At 75.1% G+C, this 19,119-nt stretch carries 15 protein-coding genes; 3 read left to right on the top strand and 12 right to left on the bottom strand.

From position 1 onward, the window contains the following. Positions 1 to 23: 23 nt before the first annotated feature. The 5 genes from ACZ50K_RS20460 to ACZ50K_RS20440 all read right to left on the bottom strand — a co-directional run bounded on the left by ACZ50K_RS20460 (position 24) and on the right by ACZ50K_RS20440 (position 6,816). Complete coding sequence (locus ACZ50K_RS20460) at positions 24 to 2,162, bottom strand: 3-hydroxyacyl-CoA dehydrogenase NAD-binding domain-containing protein (RefSeq protein ID WP_468904839.1); 2,139 nt, start codon at positions 2,160 to 2,162, stop codon at positions 24 to 26. After that, positions 2,159 to 3,385, bottom strand: a complete 1,227-nt coding sequence (locus ACZ50K_RS20455; protein ID WP_468904837.1) for a thiolase family protein — start codon at positions 3,383 to 3,385, stop codon at positions 2,159 to 2,161. The genes ACZ50K_RS20460 and ACZ50K_RS20455 overlap by 4 nt, the downstream gene beginning before the upstream one ends. A gap of 287 nt (positions 3,386 to 3,672) precedes the next feature. Continuing rightward, positions 3,673 to 4,956: an HRDC domain-containing protein gene (locus ACZ50K_RS20450; RefSeq protein ID WP_468904834.1), complete on the bottom strand. Its 1,284-nt coding sequence runs from the start codon at positions 4,954 to 4,956 to the stop codon at positions 3,673 to 3,675. A 155-nt stretch (positions 4,957 to 5,111) separates the two neighbouring features. Then, on the bottom strand, positions 5,112 to 5,774 hold the full coding sequence (locus tag ACZ50K_RS20445) for a LuxR C-terminal-related transcriptional regulator (protein ID WP_468904832.1): 663 nt from the start codon (positions 5,772 to 5,774) through the stop codon (positions 5,112 to 5,114). 391 nt (positions 5,775 to 6,165) lie between these two features. After that, the gene (locus ACZ50K_RS20440) at positions 6,166 to 6,816 is read right to left on the bottom strand and encodes a DUF3000 domain-containing protein (RefSeq protein ID WP_468904830.1); all 651 of its coding nucleotides are present in this window, start codon (positions 6,814 to 6,816) and stop codon (positions 6,166 to 6,168) included. A gap of 91 nt (positions 6,817 to 6,907) precedes the next feature. On the opposite strand from ACZ50K_RS20440, the gene hemE reads away from it, so the two are divergent. Continuing rightward, a complete protein-coding gene (hemE, locus tag ACZ50K_RS20435) occupies positions 6,908 to 7,972 on the top strand; it encodes a uroporphyrinogen decarboxylase (protein WP_468904828.1) in 1,065 nt (354 codons plus the stop codon). A gap of 24 nt (positions 7,973 to 7,996) precedes the next feature. Here hemE and ACZ50K_RS20430 read toward each other — a convergent pair whose 3' ends face one another. The 3 genes from ACZ50K_RS20430 to ACZ50K_RS20420 form a co-directional block, all read right to left on the bottom strand. Further along, complete coding sequence (locus ACZ50K_RS20430; protein ID WP_468904826.1) at positions 7,997 to 8,665, bottom strand: hypothetical protein; 669 nt, start codon at positions 8,663 to 8,665, stop codon at positions 7,997 to 7,999. A 58-nt stretch (positions 8,666 to 8,723) separates the two neighbouring features. Further along, the gene (locus tag ACZ50K_RS20425) at positions 8,724 to 10,121 is read right to left on the bottom strand and encodes an FAD-dependent oxidoreductase (RefSeq protein WP_468904824.1); all 1,398 of its coding nucleotides are present in this window, start codon (positions 10,119 to 10,121) and stop codon (positions 8,724 to 8,726) included. A 94-nt stretch (positions 10,122 to 10,215) separates the two neighbouring features. After that, entirely contained in the window at positions 10,216 to 11,286 is a 1,071-nt protein-coding gene (locus ACZ50K_RS20420; protein ID WP_468904821.1) for a DUF4349 domain-containing protein, read from the bottom strand. Between the two features lie 159 nt (positions 11,287 to 11,445). Between ACZ50K_RS20420 and hemG the strand changes: the two genes are divergently transcribed. Further along, a complete protein-coding gene (hemG, locus tag ACZ50K_RS20415) occupies positions 11,446 to 12,978 on the top strand; it encodes a protoporphyrinogen oxidase (RefSeq protein ID WP_468904819.1) in 1,533 nt (510 codons plus the stop codon). A gap of 22 nt (positions 12,979 to 13,000) precedes the next feature. Continuing rightward, the gene (hemQ, locus tag ACZ50K_RS20410) at positions 13,001 to 13,714 is read left to right on the top strand and encodes a hydrogen peroxide-dependent heme synthase (RefSeq protein ID WP_468904816.1); all 714 of its coding nucleotides are present in this window, start codon (positions 13,001 to 13,003) and stop codon (positions 13,712 to 13,714) included. A 109-nt stretch (positions 13,715 to 13,823) separates the two neighbouring features. On the opposite strand, the gene ACZ50K_RS20405 is transcribed toward hemQ, so the two are convergent. From ACZ50K_RS20405 to ACZ50K_RS20390, 4 genes are all read right to left on the bottom strand, one after another. Then, entirely contained in the window at positions 13,824 to 15,581 is a 1,758-nt protein-coding gene (locus ACZ50K_RS20405) for an alpha/beta hydrolase (protein WP_468904813.1), read from the bottom strand. 144 nt (positions 15,582 to 15,725) lie between these two features. Further along, positions 15,726 to 16,535 (bottom strand): TIGR04222 domain-containing membrane protein, encoded by an 810-nt coding sequence (locus ACZ50K_RS20400; protein ID WP_468904811.1) that lies wholly within the window; start codon positions 16,533 to 16,535, stop codon positions 15,726 to 15,728. 95 nt (positions 16,536 to 16,630) lie between these two features. Next, positions 16,631 to 17,617, bottom strand: a complete 987-nt coding sequence (locus tag ACZ50K_RS20395; RefSeq protein WP_468904809.1) for a TIGR04222 domain-containing membrane protein — start codon at positions 17,615 to 17,617, stop codon at positions 16,631 to 16,633. Further along, positions 17,614 to 19,023 (bottom strand): multinuclear nonheme iron-dependent oxidase, encoded by a 1,410-nt coding sequence (locus tag ACZ50K_RS20390; protein ID WP_468904807.1) that lies wholly within the window; start codon positions 19,021 to 19,023, stop codon positions 17,614 to 17,616. The genes ACZ50K_RS20395 and ACZ50K_RS20390 overlap by 4 nt, the downstream gene beginning before the upstream one ends. Between the last annotated feature and the right edge of the window lie 96 nt (positions 19,024 to 19,119).

The raw sequence follows: 19,119 nt of genomic DNA, 5'->3' as shown, positions 1-19,119 counted from the left end.
TCGTATCGTGCGGTCCCGCGGTGCTACGCGGGGACGCTCGCCACGCCCGGGGCGAGGAACCGCTTGCCGTTGACCCGCTCGGAGACGCCCTCGCGGTCCAGGTACGGGGTGACCCCGCCCAGGTGGAAGGGCCAGCCGGCGCCGGTGATCAGGCAGAGGTCGATGTCCTGCGCCTCGGCGACCACGCCCTCCTCCAGCATCAGGCCGATCTCCTGGGCCACCGCGTCCAGGACGCGGTCGCGGACCTGCTGCTCGGTCAGGACGCTGTCGCCCTGCACCAGGAGCGCGGCGACCTCGGGGTCGAGCTCCGGCTTGAAGCCGTTCTCGGCGGTGTAGACGTAGAAGCCGCGCTTGCCGGCCTCGACCACCCGCTTGAGGTTGGGGGAGACGGTGAAGCGCTCCGGGAAGGCGCGGTTCAGGGTCTCGGAGACGTGCAGGCCGATGGCCGGACCGACCAGCTCCAGCAGCACCAGCGGGGACATCGGCAGGCCGAGCGGCTCGATGGCCTTCTCCGCCGTGGCCACCGGGGTGCCCTCGTCGATGACGTTCTGGATCTCGCCCATGAAGCGGGTCAGGATGCGGTTCACCACGAACGCCGGGGCGTCCTTGGTGAGGACCGCGGTCTTCTTCAGCTTCTTGGCGACGCCGAAGGCCGTGGCCAGCGAGGCGTCGTCGGTCTGCTCGCCGCGGACGATCTCCAGCAGCGGGAGGACCGCGACCGGGTTGAAGAAGTGGAAGCCGACCACGCGCTCCGGGTGCCGGAGCTTGGAGGCCATCTCCGACACCGACAGCGAGGAGGTGTTGGTGGCGAGGATCGCGTGCGCCGGGGCGACCGCCTCGACCTCCGCGAACACCTTCTGCTTGACCGACATCTCCTCGAACACGGCCTCGATGATGAAGTCCGCGTCCGCGAAGCCCTCGGCCTTGTCCAGCACACCGCTGACCAGGGCCTTCAGGCGGTTGGCCTTGTCCTGGTTGACGCGGCCCTTGCCGAGCAGCTTGTCGATCTCGGAGTGGACGTAGCCCACGCCCTTGTCCACCCGCTCCTGGTCGATGTCGGTGAGGACCACCGGCACCTCCAGACGGCGCAGGAAGAGCAGCGCCAGCTGCGAGGCCATCAGGCCCGCGCCGACCACGCCCACCTTGCTGACCGGGCGGGCCAGGGACTTGTCCGGGGCGCCGGCCGGGCGCTTGCCGCGCTTCTGGACCAGGTTGAAGGCGTAGATGCCCGAGCGCAGTTCGCCGCCCATGATGAGGTCCGCCAGCGCGGAGTCCTCGGCGTCGAAGCCGGCCTGGAGGTCGCCGTCCTTGGCCGCGGCGATGATGTCCAGCGCGCGGTAGGCGGCCGGGGCGGCCCCGTGCACCTTGGAGTCGGCGAGGGCACGGCCCTTGGCGACGGCCGCGTCCCAGCCCTCGCCGCGGTCGATGTCGGCGCGGACGACCTCGGTCTCGCCGTTCAGGACCCGGGCGGTCCAGATCAGCGACTGCTCCAGGAAGTCGGCGCCCTCGAACAGGGCGTCGGCGATGCCGAGTTCGAAGACCTGCTTGCCCTTGAGCTGGCGGTTCTGGTTGAGCGAGTTCTCGATGATCACCGAGACCGCGCGCTCGGCGCCGATCAGGTTCGGCAGCAGGGCGCAGCCGCCCCAGCCGGGCACCAGGCCGAGGAAGACCTCGGGCAGCGAGAAGGCCGGGATGGCCTTGGAGACGGTGCGGTAGGTGCAGTGCAGGCCGACCTCGACACCGCCGCCCATCGCCGCGCCGTTGTAGTAGGCGAAGGAGGGGACGGCCAGCGCCGCGAGGCGCTTGAAGACGTCGTGGCCGCCCTTGCCGATGGCGAGCGCCTCGTCGTGGTTGCGGAGCAGCTCCACGCCCTTGAGGTCGGCGCCGACCGCGAAGATGAACGGCTTGCCGGTGATGCCCGCGCCGACGATGGAGCCCGCGAGGGCCTCCTGCTCGACCTGGTCGAGCGCCGCGTTCAGGTTGGCGAGCGACTGCGGGCCGAAGGTGGTCGGCTTGGTGTGGTCGAAGCCGTTGTCCAGCGTGATGAGCGCGAACCGCCCGGCGCCGAACGGCAGGTCCAGGTGGCGGACGTGCGCGGAGGTGACGACCTCGTCGGGGAACAGCTCGGCCGCCCCCTTCAGGAGCTCAGTGGTGGTGCTCACTTGGCGTCTCCCTCGGCGGTGAAGTGCGGGTTCTCCCAGATGACCGTGGCGCCCATGCCGAAGCCGACGCACATGGTGGTCAGGCCGTAGCGGACGTGCGGCTGCTCCTCGAACTGCCGGGCCAGCTGCGTCATCAGACGGACGCCGGAGGAGGCGAGCGGGTGGCCGAACGCGATGGCGCCGCCGTACTGGTTGACGCGGGCGTCGTCGTCGGCGATGCCGTAGTGCTCCAGGAAGGCGAGCACCTGGACGGCGAAGGCCTCGTTGATCTCGAACAGGCCGATGTCCTCGATGGACAGCCCGGCCTGGGCCAGGGCCTTCTCGGTGGCCGGGATCGGGCCGTAGCCCATGACCTCGGGCTCGACACCCGCGAAGGAGTACGAGACCAGGCGCATCTTCACCGGCAGGTTGTGCTCGCGGGCGAAGTCCTCGGAGGCGATGAGCGAGGCGGTGGCACCGTCGTTGAGACCGGCGGCGTTGCCCGCGGTGACCCGGCCGTGCACCCGGAAGGGGGTCTTCAGGCCGGCCAGGTTCTCCAGGGTGGTGCCCGGGCGCATCGGCTCGTCGGCGGTGACCAGGCCCCAGCCCGTCTCGCCGGCCGCCTCGTTGGTGTTGCGCACCGAGATCGGCACCAGGTCCTGCTGGATCTTGCCGTCGGCGTACGCCTTGGCGGCCTTCTCCTGCGAGCGCACGGCGTACTCGTCGGCGCGCAGCTTGGTGATCGTCGGGTAGCGGTCGTGCAGGTTCTCCGCGGTCATGCCCATGAACAGGGCGGACTCGTCGACCAGCTTCTCCGAGACGAACCGCGGGTTCGGGTCCACGCCCTCGCCCATCGGGTGGCGGCCCATGTGCTCGACACCGCCGGCGATGGCGACGTCGTACGCACCGAAGGCCACGCCGCCCGCGACGGCGGTGACGGCGGTCAGCGCGCCGGCGCACATGCGGTCGATGGAGTAGCCCGGGACGGACTGCGGCAGACCCGCGAGGATGCCGGCCGTGCGGCCCAGCGTCAGGCCCTGGTCGCCGATCTGCGTGGTGGCGGCGATGGCCACCTCGTCGATCTTCTTCGGGTCGAGGTCCGGGTTGCGGCGCAGCAGCTCCCGGATCGCCTTCACGACGAGGTCGTCGGCGCGGGTCTCGTGGTAGATGCCCTTCGGGCCCGCCTTGCCGAACGGGGTGCGGACGCCGTCGACGAAGACGACGTCCCTGACGGTACGAGGCACGATGGCTCTCCTCCAGGGTGCGGGTGTGCACTGCTGCGCGGCGGGCTGCTCCGGGATTCCTGAGCGCCCGCTCACCCCGCCATGCTACTTGTGGGTAACCGAAGTGGACACCCCTTCCCCCCGGAGCGGCGAAGGTCACACTTCGGGCGGCCCGGCGCATGGCGAAGCCCCCGTCGCGGGGACGGGGGCTTCCAGGGTGGCGGGGGCCGCCGGAGCGGCGCCGGAGCCGGGGTGCGGGCCGGGCGGTCAGGCGACCGGCCGGGCGGGCCGGGCCGCCCGTACGACCGTCAGGCGGTCGAGGCGAGCGCGGTGACCAGCGGCGGGGTGACCTGCTCGATCTGCCAGGGCCGGGCCCCGTGGGCGGCCAGGGCCGCCTCCACCGAATCCGCGGTGACCCTGGCCGGGGGCTCCCAGCAGAGCCGGCGCACGGTGTCCGGGGTGATCAGGTTCTCCTGCGGCAGGTTCAGCCGCTCGGCCAGCTCGGAGACGGCGGTCCGGGCCGCCGACAGCCGGGCCGCGGCGGCCGGGTCCTTGTCCGCCCAGGAGCGCGGCGGCGGCGGTCCGGAGGGCGAGGCCCCCGGCTGCGGCAGCTCGGCCTCGGGCAGGGCCTTGGCCCGGTCCACGGCGGCCATCCACTGCTCCAGCTGGCGCCGGCCCATCCGCTGGCCGTAGCCGGGCAGCGCGGCGAGCGCCTGCACCCCGGCCGGGAGCGCGAGGGCGGCCTCGACGATCGCGGCGTCGCCCAGCACCTTGCCCGGGGAGACGTCACGCCGCTGGGCGATCCGGTCCCGGGCCTCCCACAGCTCGCGGACCACGGCCATCTGCCGGCGCCGGCGCACCTTGTGCATGCCGGAGGTGCGCCGCCAGGGGTCCTTGCGGGGCGGGGCGGGCGGGGCCGAGGCGATGGCCTCGAACTCCTGCCGGGCCCACTCCAGCTTGCCCTGCCGGTCCAGCTCCTTCTCCAGGGCGTCCCGCAGGTCGACCAGGAGCTCCACGTCCAGCGCGGCGTAGCGCAGCCAGGGCTCGGGCAGCGGCCGGGTGGACCAGTCCACCGCCGAGTGGCCCTTCTCCAGGGCGTAGCCGAGCACGCTCTCGACCATCGCGCCGAGGCCGACCCGGGGGAATCCGGCGAGCCGGCCGGCCAGCTCGGTGTCGAACAGGGAGGTGGGCAGCATGCCTATTTCGCGCAGGCAGGGCAGGTCCTGGGTGGCGGCGTGCAGGATCCACTCGGTCCCGGAGAGCGCCTCGCCCAGGCCGGAGAGGTCGGGGCAGCCGACCGGGTCGACCAGGGCGGACCCGGCGCCGGCCCGGCGCAGCTGCACCAGGTAGGCGCGCTGCCCGTAGCGGTATCCGGAGGCGCGCTCGGCGTCCACGGCGACCGGTCCGGTGCCGCCGGCGAAGGCCGCGATCACCCCGGCGAGGGCCTCGTCGTCGGCGACCACGGGCGGGATCCCCTCACGGGGTTCGAGCAACGGGATCGGCAGCCCATCGGACGGTCCGTCGACGTCGTCCGGGGGGCCGCCCCCGGTGGTGGTGCGCAGGTCTGCTGCGGTCTCTTGGGCGTCGGTCACCGGTCAAGGGTATCCGTGGATGCGGCGCGCCCGTCGCCGGAACGTTCCGTCGACGGGCGCGGGGTGGAGGGAGGAAGGGGAGGCGGGGGCTTTCCGGCCGGCTGCGGCGGGGTCCTCGGGGGCCCCGGCCGGTATCCGGGGGAGGCCGGCGGCGGTCAGTGGATGATTCCGGTCCGGAGGGCCACGGCGACCATTCCGGCGCGGTCGCCGGTGCCCAGCTTGCGGGCGATCCGGGCCAGGTGGGACTTGACGGTGAGTGCGGACAGGCCCATCGAGACGCCGATGGCCTTGTTGGACTGGCCCTCGGCGACGAGGCGCAGGACCTCGACCTCGCGGCCGGAGAGCTCGCGGTAGCCGCCCGGGTGGCTCGGGGCACCCGGGGGGCGGCGGTGCATACGGGCGGCGGCCGAACCGATGGGGGCGGCGCCCGGGCGGCCGGGGAGGCCGATGTTGGTTCGCGTACCGGTGACGACATAGCCCTTCACGCCGCCCGCGAGGGCGTTGCGAACCGCGCCGATGTCATCGGCGGCGGACAGGGCCAGACCGTTGGGCCAGCCGGCGGCGCGGGTCTCGGAGAGCAGGGTGAGACCGGAGCCGTCGGGCAGGTGGACGTCGGCCACGCAGATGTCGCGCGGGCTGCCGACGCGGGGACGGGCCTCCGCGATGGACGAAGCCTCGATCACGTCGCGTACTCCGAGGGCCCACAGGTGGCGGGTCACGGTGGAGCGGACGCGCGGGTCGGCCACGACGACCATGGCCGTCGGCTTGTTCGGGCGGTAGGCGACCAGGCTTGCGGGCTGCTCGAGAAGAACGGACACCAGGCCTCCTGGGGGAGTGGCGGGTCGGCGCCGGCTCGGGGAAGAAGCCGGTGCGCTCCGTGCGGATGGTCACTGACTCCTTCGGCACGTCACCCGCCCGGCTTTAGGGAATGATCACGATTTGGTGAGTAACAATTCGGGCAATTCGGATGCACGATCGATCGGAGGGTGATCAGAAGCCCGCAGCGGCGACCGGATTCGGACACCGGGTCGAGACTCGGCCGGACGAGGGTGAAACTCGCACCGACTCGTGCGGCGCCCGGACGGCACTCGGGCCCGACTCGGACGGTACTCGACCCCCGCTCGGACCCGGCTCGATCCAGGCTCGCCCCGCCCGCCCGCCCGCCCGCCCGCCCGCCCGCCCGGACCCCGGCCCGGGTCCCGGGATCCGCTACGGGTGGTGCGGACCGCGCCGCTGGGGCAGCGTCACCACGCCCGGCTCCACCGGCGGCAGCGGCTCCAGCCCCGAGATCTGGCACAGCAGCTCGCACCAGGCCGCCAGGTGCGCGGCGGTGTCCGGCACCCCTCCCACGCCCTCCCGGGGCGTCCAGGAGGCCCGGATCTCGATCTGGGTGGCCGGGGCCCGCTCCCCGAGCCCGCCGAAGTAGTGCGAGCTCGCCATGGTCACGGTGCCGCTGGGCTCCCCGTACGCCAGACCGCGCGCCTCCAGCGCGCCGGTCAGCCAGGACCAGCACACCTCCGGCAGCAGCGGATCCGCCGCCATCTCCGGCTCCAGCTCCGCCCGGACCAGCGTCACCAGCCGGAACGTGCCGTGCCACGCGTCGTGCCCGGACGGGTCGTGCAGCAGGATCAGCCGCCCGTCGGCGAGGTCGTCCTCGCCGTCGACGACCGCCGCCTCCAGGGCGTACGCGTAGGGGGCCAGCCGCTGGGGCGCCCGGGTGGGGTCGATCTCGATCCCCGGCCGCAGCCGGGCCTTCCGCAGGCCGTCGACCGCCCGCCGGAACGGGAGCGGGACGGAAGCCTCCTTCGCGCTGTCCACACCGTCAGCGCCATCTGAAAATCGTCCCTGAGCCGCAGCCATGCGGGGAACGATAGGCGGAAGAAGGGCCCGTTCAGCGCAGGGACACCCGGGCCGGGTCGGACACTTCTTCATACGTGCGAAGATTTGCCGCGTGAGCGCCAACCACAGCCCCGCGGGCCAGCCGAGCCAGACGTACGATTCCGCCTTCCTGAAGGCGTGCCGGCGGGAGCCGGTGCCGCACACCCCGGTGTGGTTCATGCGGCAGGCGGGGCGCTCCCTCCCCGAGTACCGCAAGGTCCGCGAGGGCACCGCCATGCTGGAGTCCTGCATGCGGCCCGACCTGGTCACTGAGATCACCCTGCAGCCGGTGCGCCGCCACAAGGTGGACGCGGCGATCTTCTTCTCCGACATCGTGGTCCCGCTGAAGGCCATCGGCATCGACCTGGACATCAAGCCGGGCGTCGGCCCGGTCGTCGCCCAGCCGATCCGCAGCCGCCAGGACCTCGCACAGCTGCGCGACCTGACGCCCGAGGACGTGTCCTACGTCACCGAGGCCATCGGCATGCTCACGGGTGAACTCGGGAGCACCCCGCTGATCGGTTTCGCGGGCGCCCCGTTCACCCTCGCGAGCTACCTGGTCGAGGGCGGCCCGTCCAAGAACCACGAGCACACCAAGGCCCTGATGTACGGCGACCCGCAGCTGTGGGCCGACCTGCTGGACCGCCTCGCGGACATCACCGCCGCCTTCCTCAAGGTCCAGATCGAGGCCGGCGCCTCCGCCGTCCAGCTCTTCGACTCCTGGGTCGGCGCGCTCGCCCCGGCGGACTACCGCCGCTCGGTGATGCCCGCCTCGGCGAAGGTCCTGGAGTCCGTCGCCTCCTACGGGGTCCCGCGCATCCACTTCGGCGTGGGCACCGGCGAACTCCTCGGCCTGATGGGCGAGGCCGGCGCCGACGTGGTGGGCGTGGACTACCGGGTGGCACTGGACGAGGCGGCCCGCCGGGTCGGACCGGGCAAGGCGCTCCAGGGCAACCTGGACCCGGCCGTGCTGTTCTCCACCCCGGAGGCCGTGCGGGCCAAGGCGGACGAGGTCCTCGCGGCCGCGGCCGGCCTGGAGGGCCATGTCTTCAACCTGGGCCACGGGGTGCTGCCGACCACCGACCCGGACGCCCTGACCCGCCTGGTCGACCACGTCCACACCCGCACCGCGAAGTAGCCCCCGGCCCCGGCCCGCCGCGGCCTAGGGCTTCGCGCAGGTCAGGGTGACGATCGGGCTCTGCCCGAAGACGTCGCCGGCGTGCAGCCGGGCCATGGTGGTCCGGTTGGCGCCCGGCGGGACCTCGACCACGGTGGTCACGTTCAGGCTGGTCTCGCCCGGGGCGAACGTGTGCTGTCCGGCGCCCACCGGGGTGCTGTCGGAGCGGTGCGCCCAGTGGTAGTCGACGCGGCCGGGCCCGGACACGGTGATCCGGCCGTCGAACACCACCCTGTTGTCCCGGGTGCAGTCCACCGGGGTGGCGGCGTTCGTCAGCGACACCACCTCGACCTTGGTCACCTTCGCGGTGCCGCCGCGGCCCTCCTCGCCGCCGCCGGAGCCCTGGCAGCGGACCCGGTTCCGGTCGCCGTCCTGGTCGCGGAACCCCACGCCGTACTGGCCCTGGCGGACCCCGGAGCGGGTGGCGGAGCCCTGGTCGTCGACCGTGAGGCGGAAGTCCCGCGGACCGTCCACCTCCACCCGGGCGCCCGCCGGGAAACCGGTCAGGACCAGGTCGAAGGCGTTCCCGCCACCGCCACCGGCGGGGACGAGCCGGCAGGCGGCCGCCGGGGCGGCGGGCGCGGCCTGCGCCGGGGCGGCCAGGGAGCAGAGCAGCAGTGGGGCGGCGAGCAGGGTGAGGCGGCGACCGTTCATCGTGCGGCCCTCCCGGGCACGGCGGATCCCCGAGCCTGAGCTCTCAGGATAGGCCGCCTCAGACGGTCGCGCGGACCGCGGCGACCGCCTTGCGGGCCGCCACCAGGACCGGGTCCCACACCGGGGAGAACGGCGGCGCGTAGCCCAGGTCCAGGGAGACCACCTGCTCCACGGTCATGCCCGCGGTCAGCGCCACCGCCGCCACGTCCACCCGTTTCGCTGCCCCGGCCCCGCCGACGATCTGCACCCCCAGCAGCCGTCCGGTCCGCCGCTCGGCCAGCATCTTCACCGTCATCTCCGCCGCCCCCGGGTAGTACCCGGCGGTGTTCGTCGACCGGATGGTCGCGGTCACGAACCGCAGGCCCACGGCCAGCGCGTCCTTCTCGCGCAGCCCGGTCCGGGCGATCTCCAGGGAGCAGACCTTGCTGACGGCGGTGCCCACCACCCCCGGGAAGGTGGCGTAGCCGCCGCCCACCCCGGAGCCGATCACCTGGCCGTGCTTGTTCGCGTGGGTGCCCAGCGGCACGTGCCGGGTGCGGCCCGCGACCAGGTCCAGCACCTCCACGCAGTCCCCGCCCGCCCAGATGTCCCGGTGCCCGCGGACCCGCATGGACAGGTCGGTGAGCAGCCCGCCGGACTCGCCGAGCGGCAGCCCGGCGGCCCGGGCCAGCGCGGTCCGCGGCTCCACCCCGATGCCCAGCACCACCACGTCCGCCGGGTACTCGGTGCCGTCCGCCACGGTCACCGCGCGGGCCCGGCCGGCGCCGTCGGTCAGGATCCCGGTGACCTCGGCGCGGGCCACCGTGCGGATCCCCATCGCGTTCATGGCCGTGTGCACCAGCCCGCCCATGTCCGGGTCGAGGGTGGCCATCGGCTGCGCGCCGCGGTGCAGCACGGTCACCCCGTACCCCCGGTCGACCAGGGCCTCGGCCATCTCCACCCCGATGTAGCCGGCCCCGACGACCACCGCCCGGCGGGCCCCGGACCGCCCGCCGGATTCCAGGGCCTCCAGCGAGTCCAGCAGCCGCCGGCCGTCGTCCAGGGTCTGCACCCCGTGCACCCCGGGGGCGTCGATGCCGGGCAGCGGCGGCCGGACCGGCCGGGCGCCGGTGGCCAGCACCAGGTGGTCGTAGCCGGTCCAGGACTCGGCGCCGGTCTCCAGGTCCCGGGCCCGGACCCGGCGCCCGGCCGGATCCAGCGCGGTCACCTCGGTCCGGGTCCGCAGGTCGATGCCGCGGGCCCGGTGCTCCTCGGGGGTCCGGGCCACCAGGTCCTCGGGCCCGGCGACCTGCCCGCCGATCCAGTACGGGATCCCGCAGGCCGAGTAGGAGGTGAACCGGGAGCGTTCGAAGGCGACGATCTCCAGCTCGCCGGGGCCCTTCAGCCGGCGGGCCTGCGAGGCGGCGGACATGCCCGCCGCGTCGCCCCCGACCACCACCAGTCGTTCCGCCGCCATCGCCGTACCGCCTTCCGCCGCCCGCGCCGCCGCCACCGTGACGGTGACCGCCCCACGCTATGCGGGATCCGGCCCGTACGGCGGCGGCGGGGTGTCAGCGGTCCCGGTCCTCCTCCTCGGAGGCGCCGGCCGGGTCGCCGCCGGCGTCGGCCGGAGCGGGCCGCTGCGGGCCCACCCGGGGGGCGGCGGCCGGCGCGTAACCGGGCAGCCCGGGCCGGGCCGGGGCGGCGGCCGGCCGGACCCGGGCCGGGCGGAACCGCCGGTACAGCTTCCACAGGACCAGCGGGAGCAGACCGGCCAGGGCGAACGGCAGCACCGCGCCCAGCACCAGGGTCACCCACTTCAGGGCGGTCACGAACGCGTCCCAGCCGCCCCCGAGGGCATCGGTGAACGCCGGGTCCCCGTCCTCCTCCTCGACCGCCGTCGGCGCCCCGGAAACCTCCAGGGTGATGGTCGCGAGGGAGGTCTGGTCCTTCAGCGCGGTCTGCTGGGCCAGCAGCGACTCCAGCTCCGACTGCCGCTTGCTCAGCTCCCCCTCCAGCAGCACCACGTCACCGAGCGCCGTGGCCTTCTCCATCATGTCCCGCACCCGGGCCACGCTGGCCTGCTGCGACCGGACCCGGCTGTCCACGTCCACGACCTTCTCGGTGACGTCCTGCGCCCCCACCTGCCGGTGCAGCGGCTTCCCGCCGCCCTCCAGGGCGGCCAGCACCCCGTCGAACCGGTCGCTGGGCACCCGCAGCACCAGCGTGGAGGTCAGGATCCCGCCGTCGCCCCCCTCGGTGGTCTCCGATCCCACGTAGCCCCCGGCGCCCACGGCGGCCGCCCGGGCGGCCGTCAGGGTCCGCCGCGGGTCCTTCGCCTCGATGCCCAGCGTCGCCGTCCGGATGATGTGCTGCCGGACCTGCACCGGCTTGCCCGGCGCCCCCGGAGCCGCCGGAGCCGCCGGAGCCGCCGAGGCGGCGGACCCGGCATCGGCCCTGGCCCCCTCCTGACCGCCCTTCGCGTCCGCGGTCAGCCCGTGCGGGGCGGCCGCCTTGTCCCCGGCGCCGTCCCCGGCCCCGCAGCCGGTGGCCGTCAGGGCCACCGCGGCCGCCAGCGCCACCAGCACCCCGGTGCCCCCGCGCACCGTTCTCCGGCCCCGGCCGATCTCACGCGTCGTCATGGTCACTGCGGTGCCCCCCGGGCTCGATCCGATGTCCCCCTTCCGACGTGCCGGCCCGGCCCCCGGTTTCCTCGTACGGTCCCGAGCCGGTCCCGAACGGGTCACGGTCCGGCCTCGGCCCCCGCCGGAGCCGTCCCGGCGCTCTGCGACCATGGACCCATGCGCGAAACGGACACCGCCACGGACACGGCAACCGGCACCGGCACGGCAGGGGCACCGGCAGCGGATGCCGGACGGCCCGGCCGCCGCGGACACGCCCTGGTGGTCGGCGGCGGCATCTCCGGCCTCGCCGCCGCGCACCGGCTCCTCGCGACCGGCGCCCGGGTGACCCTCCTGGAGGCCGGCCCCGCCTTCGGCGGAAAGCTGCGCACCGGGGAACTCGCCGGCCGGCCCGTGGACCTCGGCGCCGAATCCCTGCTCGCCCGCCGCCCCGAGGCGGTGGACCTGGCCCGCGCGGTCGGCCTCGGCCCCGACCTGGTGCCGCCCGCCACCGCCGCCGCCCGGCTGTGGAGCCGCGGGGAACTGCTGCCCATGCCAGGCGGCCACTTCATGGGCGTACCGGGCGACCTCGCCCCGCTCGCCGCCGCCGGGCTGCTCTCCGCCGAGGGCCTGGCCCGCGCCGAAGCGGAACGGCCCGACCCCGAAGGGGGCCTGGCGGAGGACGAGGACGTCGCCGTCGGCGGCTACGTCGCCGACCGGCTCGGCCGCGAGGTCGTGGACCGGCTCCTGGAACCCCTCCTCGGCGGGGTCTACGCCGGTGACGCCTACCGGATCTCGCTGCGCGCCGCCCTGCCCGCCCTGCACACGGCGCTGCGCACCCGCCCCGTCCTCACCGAGGCCGTCCGCTCCATCCAGCGGGAGGCCGCCGAACGCGCCCACGCGCTCGGCGCGGCCGCCACCGGCCCGGTCTTCACCGGCATCGAGGGCGGCATCGGCCGGCTCCCGCTCGCCGTCGCCGAGGCCTGCCGGGCGGCCGGCGCCGACCTGCGCACCGGCACCGGGGTCCGGGAACTGCTGCGCACCGGGCAGGGCTGGCGGGTGGTGACGGACGGCGGCGAGGCCATCGACGCGGACGCCGTGATCCTCGCCACCCCGGCCGGCCCGGCCGCCCGGCTGCTGGCCGGGGCCGCACCGGCCGCCGCCACCGCGCTGGCGGAGGTCGAGTACGCCTCGATGGGCCTGGTCACCCTCGCCTTCCGGCGCTCCGAACTCCCCGGGGCGATCACCGCGGGGGGCTCCAGCGGGTTCCTCGTCCCGCCGGTGGACGGGCGGACCGTGAAGGCCTCCACCTTCTCCAGCAACAAGTGGGCCTGGAACGCCGCCGACCCCGAACTGTTCCTGCTGCGCGCCTCGGTGGGCCGGCACGGCGACGAGAAGGACCTGGACCGGGAGGACCCCGAACTGGTCTCCGCCGCCCTCGCCGACCTCGGCGAGGCCGTCGGTCTGGCCGCCCGCCCGGTCGCCTCCACCGTCACCCGCTGGCACGGCGGACTGCCGCAGTACCCGGTCGGCCACCTGGACCGGGTGGCCCGGATCCGGACCGCCGTCGCCGCCCGGCCCGGCCTCGCGGTCTGCGGTGCCCTCTACGACGGGGTGGGCGTGCCGGCCTGCATCGCCGCCGCCCGCGCGGCGGCGGACGCGGTCCGGGAGGCGCTGGCAGCCCCCGGGGGCACCCCTGGCACGGACCACTGATCGCGGCAGGGACAATGGGTCCATGACTACGTCGGAGAAGATCCCCAATGCGGGGAAGAAGGCCAAGGACCTCAACGAGGTCATTCGCTACACCCTCTGGTCCGTCTTCAGGCTGAAGGACGTCCTGCCGGAGGACCGCGCCGGGTTCGCCGACGAGGTGCAGGAGCTGTTCGACCAGCTGGCCGCCAAGGACATCACCGTCCGCGGCACCTATGACGTGTCCGGCCTGCGCGCCGACGCCGACATCATGATCTGGTGGCACGCCGAGACCTCGGACGAGCTCCAGACCGCCTACAACCTGTTCCGCCGCACCCGGCTGGGCCGCGCCCTGGAGCCGGTGTGGTCGAACATGGCGCTGCACCGCCCGGCCGAGTTCAACAAGTCGCACATCCCGGCCTTCCTGGCCGACGAGGTCGCCCGCGACTACGTCAGCGTGTACCCCTTCGTCCGCAGTTACGACTGGTACCTGCTGCCCGACGAGGACCGCCGCCGGATGCTCGCCGACCACGGCAAGATGGCCCGCGGCTACCCCGACGTCCGCGCCAACACGGTGGCCTCCTTCTCGCTGGGCGACTACGAGTGGATGCTCGCGTTCGAGGCCGACGAGCTGTACCGGATCGTCGACCTGATGCGCCACCTGCGCGCCTCCGAGGCCCGGATGCACGTCCGTGAGGAGGTGCCCTTCTACACCGGGCGCCGCAAGTCCGTCGCCGACCTGGTGGCCGGGCTCGCCTGATACCTCCCCTGGGGGGAAGGACCGGAGGAACACACCGCCAGGTGGCCCCTCCGGTGGATCGGGAGGCCCTGCCCCCGAATCGACGCAGCCGGAGATCCCGCCCGGAAGTTCAGACGGCAGGCGGCAGCAGCGACCCCCGGGTCGCCGCCGCCCCGCCGTCCAGCGACACCGGTGCGGGCTCCGGATGCGGCGCACAGCCGGCCCGCGGACCAGGGGTGTCCCCGGTCAGCAGATAGCGCTCCACATGGCGGTCCACGCACGCGTTGCGGCCGCCCGCCACCCCGTGGGTGCCCGCTCCCCACTCGGTGACCAGCGAGGCCCCCGGCCCGAGCCGCCGCTGGAGCTCCAGCGCCCCCCGGTAGGGGGTGGCCGCGTCCCGCTCCGCCGCCAGGACCAGCAGGTCCGGCAGCCGCACCCCGAGGCCCGCCGCCGAGGCCGGCGCGGGGGCCCGTACGTCCACCGGCCGCGGCCGGTCCGGCACCGGCCAGTACGCGCAGGGCAGGTTCAGCCAGGCGTTGGCCCAGGTCTCGAAGGGGGCCCGGCGGGCCAGCTCGGTGTGGTCGCGGTCCCAGACGGCGAAGTCCCGGGGCCAGGGCGCGTCGTTGCACAGCACGGCCGTGTAGACGGCGGTGGCGTTCTCGCGCTCCCCGGCGGACGCCGGATCGGGTGCGGCCAGCTCGGTCAGCGGACCGGGGTCCCCGGCGAGGAAGGCGCTGAGCGCGGCCGCCCGCTCGGGCCACACCTCGTCGTAGTAGGCGGCCTGGAGGTACGCGGACTGGAGCTCGCCGGTGCCGACCAGTCCGCCCGCGGGCTCCCGGGCCACGGCCGCGCGCACCTTCTCGTAGCCGGCCTGGACGGCCGCCGGGGTGTCGCCCAGCCGGTAGACGGAGTGGTGCCGGGCCGCCCAGGCCCGGAAGTCGTACCAGCGGCGCTCGAAGGCGGCGGACTGACGCAGGTTGTTGCGGTACCAGATCCGGCGCGGGTCCGGGTCCACGGGGGAGTCGAGGACCATCCGGCGGACGTGCTCCGGGTAGAGGGTGGCGTACACCGAGCCGTAGTAGGTGCCGTACGAGGCGCCGAAGAAGTTCAGCCGGGGCTCGCCGAGGGCGGCCCGCAGCACGTGCAGATCGCGGACGTTGTTCAGGGTGGAGTAGTGGCGGAGCGCCTCCCCGGCCCGCTCCGCACAGCCCCGGGCGTAGCCGCGGGCCTCCTCGATCCGCTGCTCCTTGTACGCGGCGGAGGGCACGGCCGGGACCTGGCGGGGGGCGAGGCCGGGGGCTCCGGCGGTGCCCGGGGCGGTGTCCCGGGGGCGGCAGGACAGCGGGGCGGACCGGCCGACCCCGCGCGGGGCGTAGCCCACCAGGTCGTAGGCGGCGGCCACCCGCCGCCATTCGGGCAGCGCGGCGACGGTCGGGAAGAACATGCCGGAGGCCCCCGGTCCGCCCGGGTTGTAGACCAGCGCGCCCTGGCGGCGGACGCCCTGGCGTCCGGTGGCGGGCAGCCGGCTGACGGTGAGGGAGATCTGCGGGCCGTCGGGGCGGGCGTAGTCCAGGGGGACCGGGAGCAGGGCGCAGCGGACGGCGGAGGGGAGGCCCTCGGCGGCCGGGCAGGCGGTGAACCGGGGCGGCCGGGCGGCGGCCCGCCGGGCGGCGGCCTCGGCCCCGGCGGCCTCGGCGGTCCCGGTGGCTCCGCCGGTCTCGGCGGCTCCACCTGTTCCGGAGGCTTCGGCTGCCTCGGAGGCTTCGGCGGCGGGCCGGGTGGTCGTGGCGGCGGCGGTGGCGGGGTGTGCGGGGGCGGCCAGGGCGAGGGAGAGGGCCGCGGTGGCGGCCGCGGCGGCGCCCCGGCGGGCGAGCGGAGTCCGCAGCACGGCGGCTCCTTCCGTTTCCGTGTCATCGGACGGTCGTACGGTCGTACGGTCCGATGGGCAGCTGGACTGATGGACCGGCTGATCGATGAACCGATGACACGGGCGGGCGGGTCCGGAGTAAAGCGGACCCGCCGGGCGGGGGCCTCAATGACCCCGTTGGCGGGGCGGCAGTCCGCGCTCGCCGACGGACAGCGCGGCCCGCAGGTCCGGATCGCCGACGGCGGACAGTCCGTGCACGGCGACGGCCGTCAGATAGCCCGGGTCGTCCCCGCGCAGCCCGGACAGCATCCGCCGGCCGGCCGGGGAGGCCCAGACGGTGTGGGCGCCGTCGAACCGGGCCATCGCCAGCAGGGTGGTGGCCAGCAGCAGCGGCAGCGAGAACCAGCACAGCAGCAGGGTGGTGCGGACCCCGCCGGTGGGCACGGACAGGGCGGCCGCGGTCATCGCGAGCACCAGCAGGACGGAGCCGCGCACCTCGCGGATCCCCTGGTGCAGGCCCGTACGGACCCGGTCCGGCAGGGTCAGCCCCGCCTCGGTGAGCCGCTCGGCGACCCGGCGGACCGCAGGGGCCCCGGCCGTGGCGGTCCGCAGCGCGGAGACCGGGAGCTGTCCGTCGGGACCGAACGCCCCGAGCACCGAGCGTTCCAGGGGGTCCCGGCCGACCGGGTCGACCACCGTGGCCCAGCCGGTCCGGGCCAGCAGCAGGCGCCGCTCGCGTGCCATGGAGAGCAGGGTCAGATCGGTGACCCGGCGGGGGCCGCCGGCCAGATAGGCGGCCTCGTAGAGGGTGAGGTCCCCGTGGTGGCGGACGGTGGCCGCGGCCGGGCCGGAGTCCGGCGCGGAGTCCGGCCCGGCCGCGGCGGGTTCGGCGGCTTCGGTGGTCGCCCGCAGCAGCCGGACGCTGGCGAGCAGCACTCCGGCCCAGGCCACGAGCAGAAAGGGGACCCAGAACATGACCGGATGTCTACAAGAAGCCGATCACACCGGTCCGGGCCGGTGCCGAGGTGTGAACAGGTCGTGATGCGGCCGTGATCCGGGGTGATGTCCAGTCAGGAGCTGCTGCCGCAGCTGGAACTGGACGAACTCCCGCAACTCGACCCGCTGGAACAGCTGGACCCACTGGAACAGCTGGACCCGGAGGAACAGCTCGACCCGGAGGAGCAACTGGAGCCGGAGGAACAGCCGCTCCCCGAGGAGCAGCTCGCACCGCCCGGGCCGCCGCCGCACCACATCACCGGCAGCACCTCGCTCCCGGAGGAGGACGAGGAGGAGTGCGCCCGGTGCGGGTGGCCGGCTCCGCCGGGCCCGCGCCGGCGGCCCGCCGCGCCCCGTACCAGCTGGAGGCGGAGCAGCGGATCGGCCACCGCGGCGGGACCGCGCAGGGCCACCGCGGCGGTGGGGTCCGAGCTCCGGCCGTACGTGGCGCGGTAGCCGGCCAGGGCCTGTCGGCCGGCCCTGGTGGCGCGTCCCACGGTGGAGGTCACCAGGACCACTCCCGAGATCAGTCCGAGGACGGCGGCGGGCAGGGCGGCCAGCCCCGCGCCGACGTCGACGACCGCGGCCAGCACGATGCACACCGGCGTCGCGACGAGGCAGAGCAGGGCCTGCAGGACGGCCCAGCCGCGCAGCCCGGCCAGCCGGCCCGGGGCGAGCAGCAGCCCGCGGGCGGCCAGCCCCTCGCCGGTCTCCCGGACGGCCGGATGGGTCTGGGTGGCGGCCCGCAGCGGGTAGAGGGCACCGGCGGCCGCCCCCGCGAACACCTCCAGGACGGCCCGTTCCACCGGGTCCCGGCCGCGGGCACCGGTCCGCACCTGCACGATGCCGGGGCCGCCGATCATCATCCGGCCGTCCTGGCAGAGCGAGACCATGGCCGCCTCCACCACCCGGCGCGGTCCGCCGGTGAGGAAGGCGGCCTCGGGGGCGTCGAGCGGCGCGGGGACGGGCGGGACGGGGCCCCGGGCCCGCCGGACGCCGAGGAGGATGCCGGCGGTGGAACCGAGGACGGCCAGCCAGAACAGCACCGGGAACAGGATCATGCGGCGGCCCGCCCGGGGCGGGGGCCGAGGCCCAGTCCGCGCAGCCACTGGCCCAGCCGGGTCCGCGGCCGGTGGCCGGCCCGGTCCTGCCACCAGCGGGTGAGCCGGCGGCGGGCGGCCGGGTCCAGGTCCGCGGGCAGGCCGTGGACCAGCAGGTGCTCGGCGAAGTCCAGGGCGTCCCGGCGGTACCCGTCGGTCATCGGGCGGTGCCGGGCGTAGCCGGCGAAGGCGGTCCGGTAGGCCGGTCCGAGGATCTCGGGCAGCTCGGGCGCGATCTTGCGGACCACCGAGGCCCGCTTGCCGACCAGGGCGCGCGCCTGCACGGCTATCCGCTGCCGGTCGAAGCCCTCCGGGACCGGGGTGCCGGCCACCAGCGCGGACAGCAGCGCGGTCTGCGCGATGCCGACCCGCACCCGGGCGCCCTCGGGGTCCCCGGCCGGTACGGGCACGGGGCGCGGGGTGTCTGCGGGGCTCGGGGGGTTCGGGGTGCTCGCGGGGTTCGGTGGGAGGCCGCCGGGGCCGGGGCCGGGGCGGGTGCCGGCGGCGCCGGCCGGTACGCGCGCCGGGGTGCGGGCCGGGACGCGGGCCGGTACGCGGGCCAGGGCGCCGCGGATGGCGGTGAGTTCGGCGGCGAGTTCGGCCTCCGGGGGGAAGTCGTCGTCCCGTTCCAGCAGCACCCCCGGCGGGTCCATCCGCTGCCGGAGCTCGGTCAGCAGGTCCAGGACTTGCGAGGGCACCGGGTGGGCGTGGGTGTCGTGCCACACCCCGTCCCGCTCCAGCCCGCCGGCCACGTGCACATAGGCCAGGGCCTCCGGCGGCAGCGCGTCGAGCACGGCGAGGGGGTCCTCGCCGCGGTTGACCCGGTTGGTGTGCAGGTTGGCCACGTCGATGAGCAGCCGCACCCCGGTCCGCTCCACCAGCTCGGCCAGGAACCGGGCCTCGGTGAGCTCCTCGCCGGGCCAGTTCACCAGCGCCGCGATGTTCTCCAGCGCCAGCGGCACCGGCAGCGCCTCCTGGGCGATCCGGACGTTCGCGCAGAGCACGTCCAGGGCGTCCCGGGTGCGCGGCACCGGCAGCAGGTGACCGGCCTCCAGGGCCGGGGAGGAGCTGCGGACGAACGCGATGTGCTCGGTGACCAGCGGGGCCCCCAGGGCCACCGCCCGCTCCGCGAGGGCGGCCAGCCGGCCGGGGTCGGGGCGGTCCGCGCCCCCGAGTCCCAGCGAGACCCCGTGCGGGACCACCGTCACCCCGCGCTCGCGCAGCCGCAGCAGCGAATCCGGCAGATGGCCGGGGCACAGGTTCTCGGCCACCGCCTCCACCCAGTCCAGTCCCGGCAACCGCTCGACCGCCTCGGCGATCTCAGGCCGCCAGCCGATCCCCACCCCCAGGCGTGCCATGGGCTCCATGCCCCCCGCCCCCCTTCAGTACGTCGTGCCGATGTCATGACCCCGGCACGAGGACGCCAACCACGCACAGAAGGTTTCAGAGCAACATTTGAGCTT

The organism is Streptomyces sp. NPDC033845 (assembly GCF_055576225.1).
The sequence above is the reverse complement of the archived record's forward strand: the minus strand, read 5'-3'. Positions and strand labels throughout refer to the sequence as shown.

What these genes read in the sequence shown, in the direction of transcription:
- hemG (WP_468904819.1), top strand. Translation starts at nt 11,446, where the DNA reads ATGCGCGAAACGGACACCGCCACGGACACGGCAACCGGCACCGGCACG.
- ACZ50K_RS20390 (WP_468904807.1), bottom strand. Translation starts at nt 19,023, where the DNA reads ATGGAGCCCATGGCACGCCTGGGGGTGGGGATCGGCTGGCGGCCTGAG.
- ACZ50K_RS20420 (WP_468904821.1), bottom strand. Translation starts at nt 11,286, where the DNA reads ATGACGACGCGTGAGATCGGCCGGGGCCGGAGAACGGTGCGCGGGGGC.
- ACZ50K_RS20430 (WP_468904826.1), bottom strand. Translation starts at nt 8,665, where the DNA reads ATGAACGGTCGCCGCCTCACCCTGCTCGCCGCCCCACTGCTGCTCTGC.
- ACZ50K_RS20425 (WP_468904824.1), bottom strand. Translation starts at nt 10,121, where the DNA reads ATGGCGGCGGAACGACTGGTGGTGGTCGGGGGCGACGCGGCGGGCATG.
- ACZ50K_RS20395 (WP_468904809.1), bottom strand. Translation starts at nt 17,617, where the DNA reads ATGATCCTGTTCCCGGTGCTGTTCTGGCTGGCCGTCCTCGGTTCCACC.
- ACZ50K_RS20400 (WP_468904811.1), bottom strand. Translation starts at nt 16,535, where the DNA reads ATGTTCTGGGTCCCCTTTCTGCTCGTGGCCTGGGCCGGAGTGCTGCTC.
- ACZ50K_RS20440 (WP_468904830.1), bottom strand. Translation starts at nt 6,816, where the DNA reads ATGGCTGCGGCTCAGGGACGATTTTCAGATGGCGCTGACGGTGTGGAC.
- hemQ (WP_468904816.1), top strand. Translation starts at nt 13,001, where the DNA reads ATGACTACGTCGGAGAAGATCCCCAATGCGGGGAAGAAGGCCAAGGAC.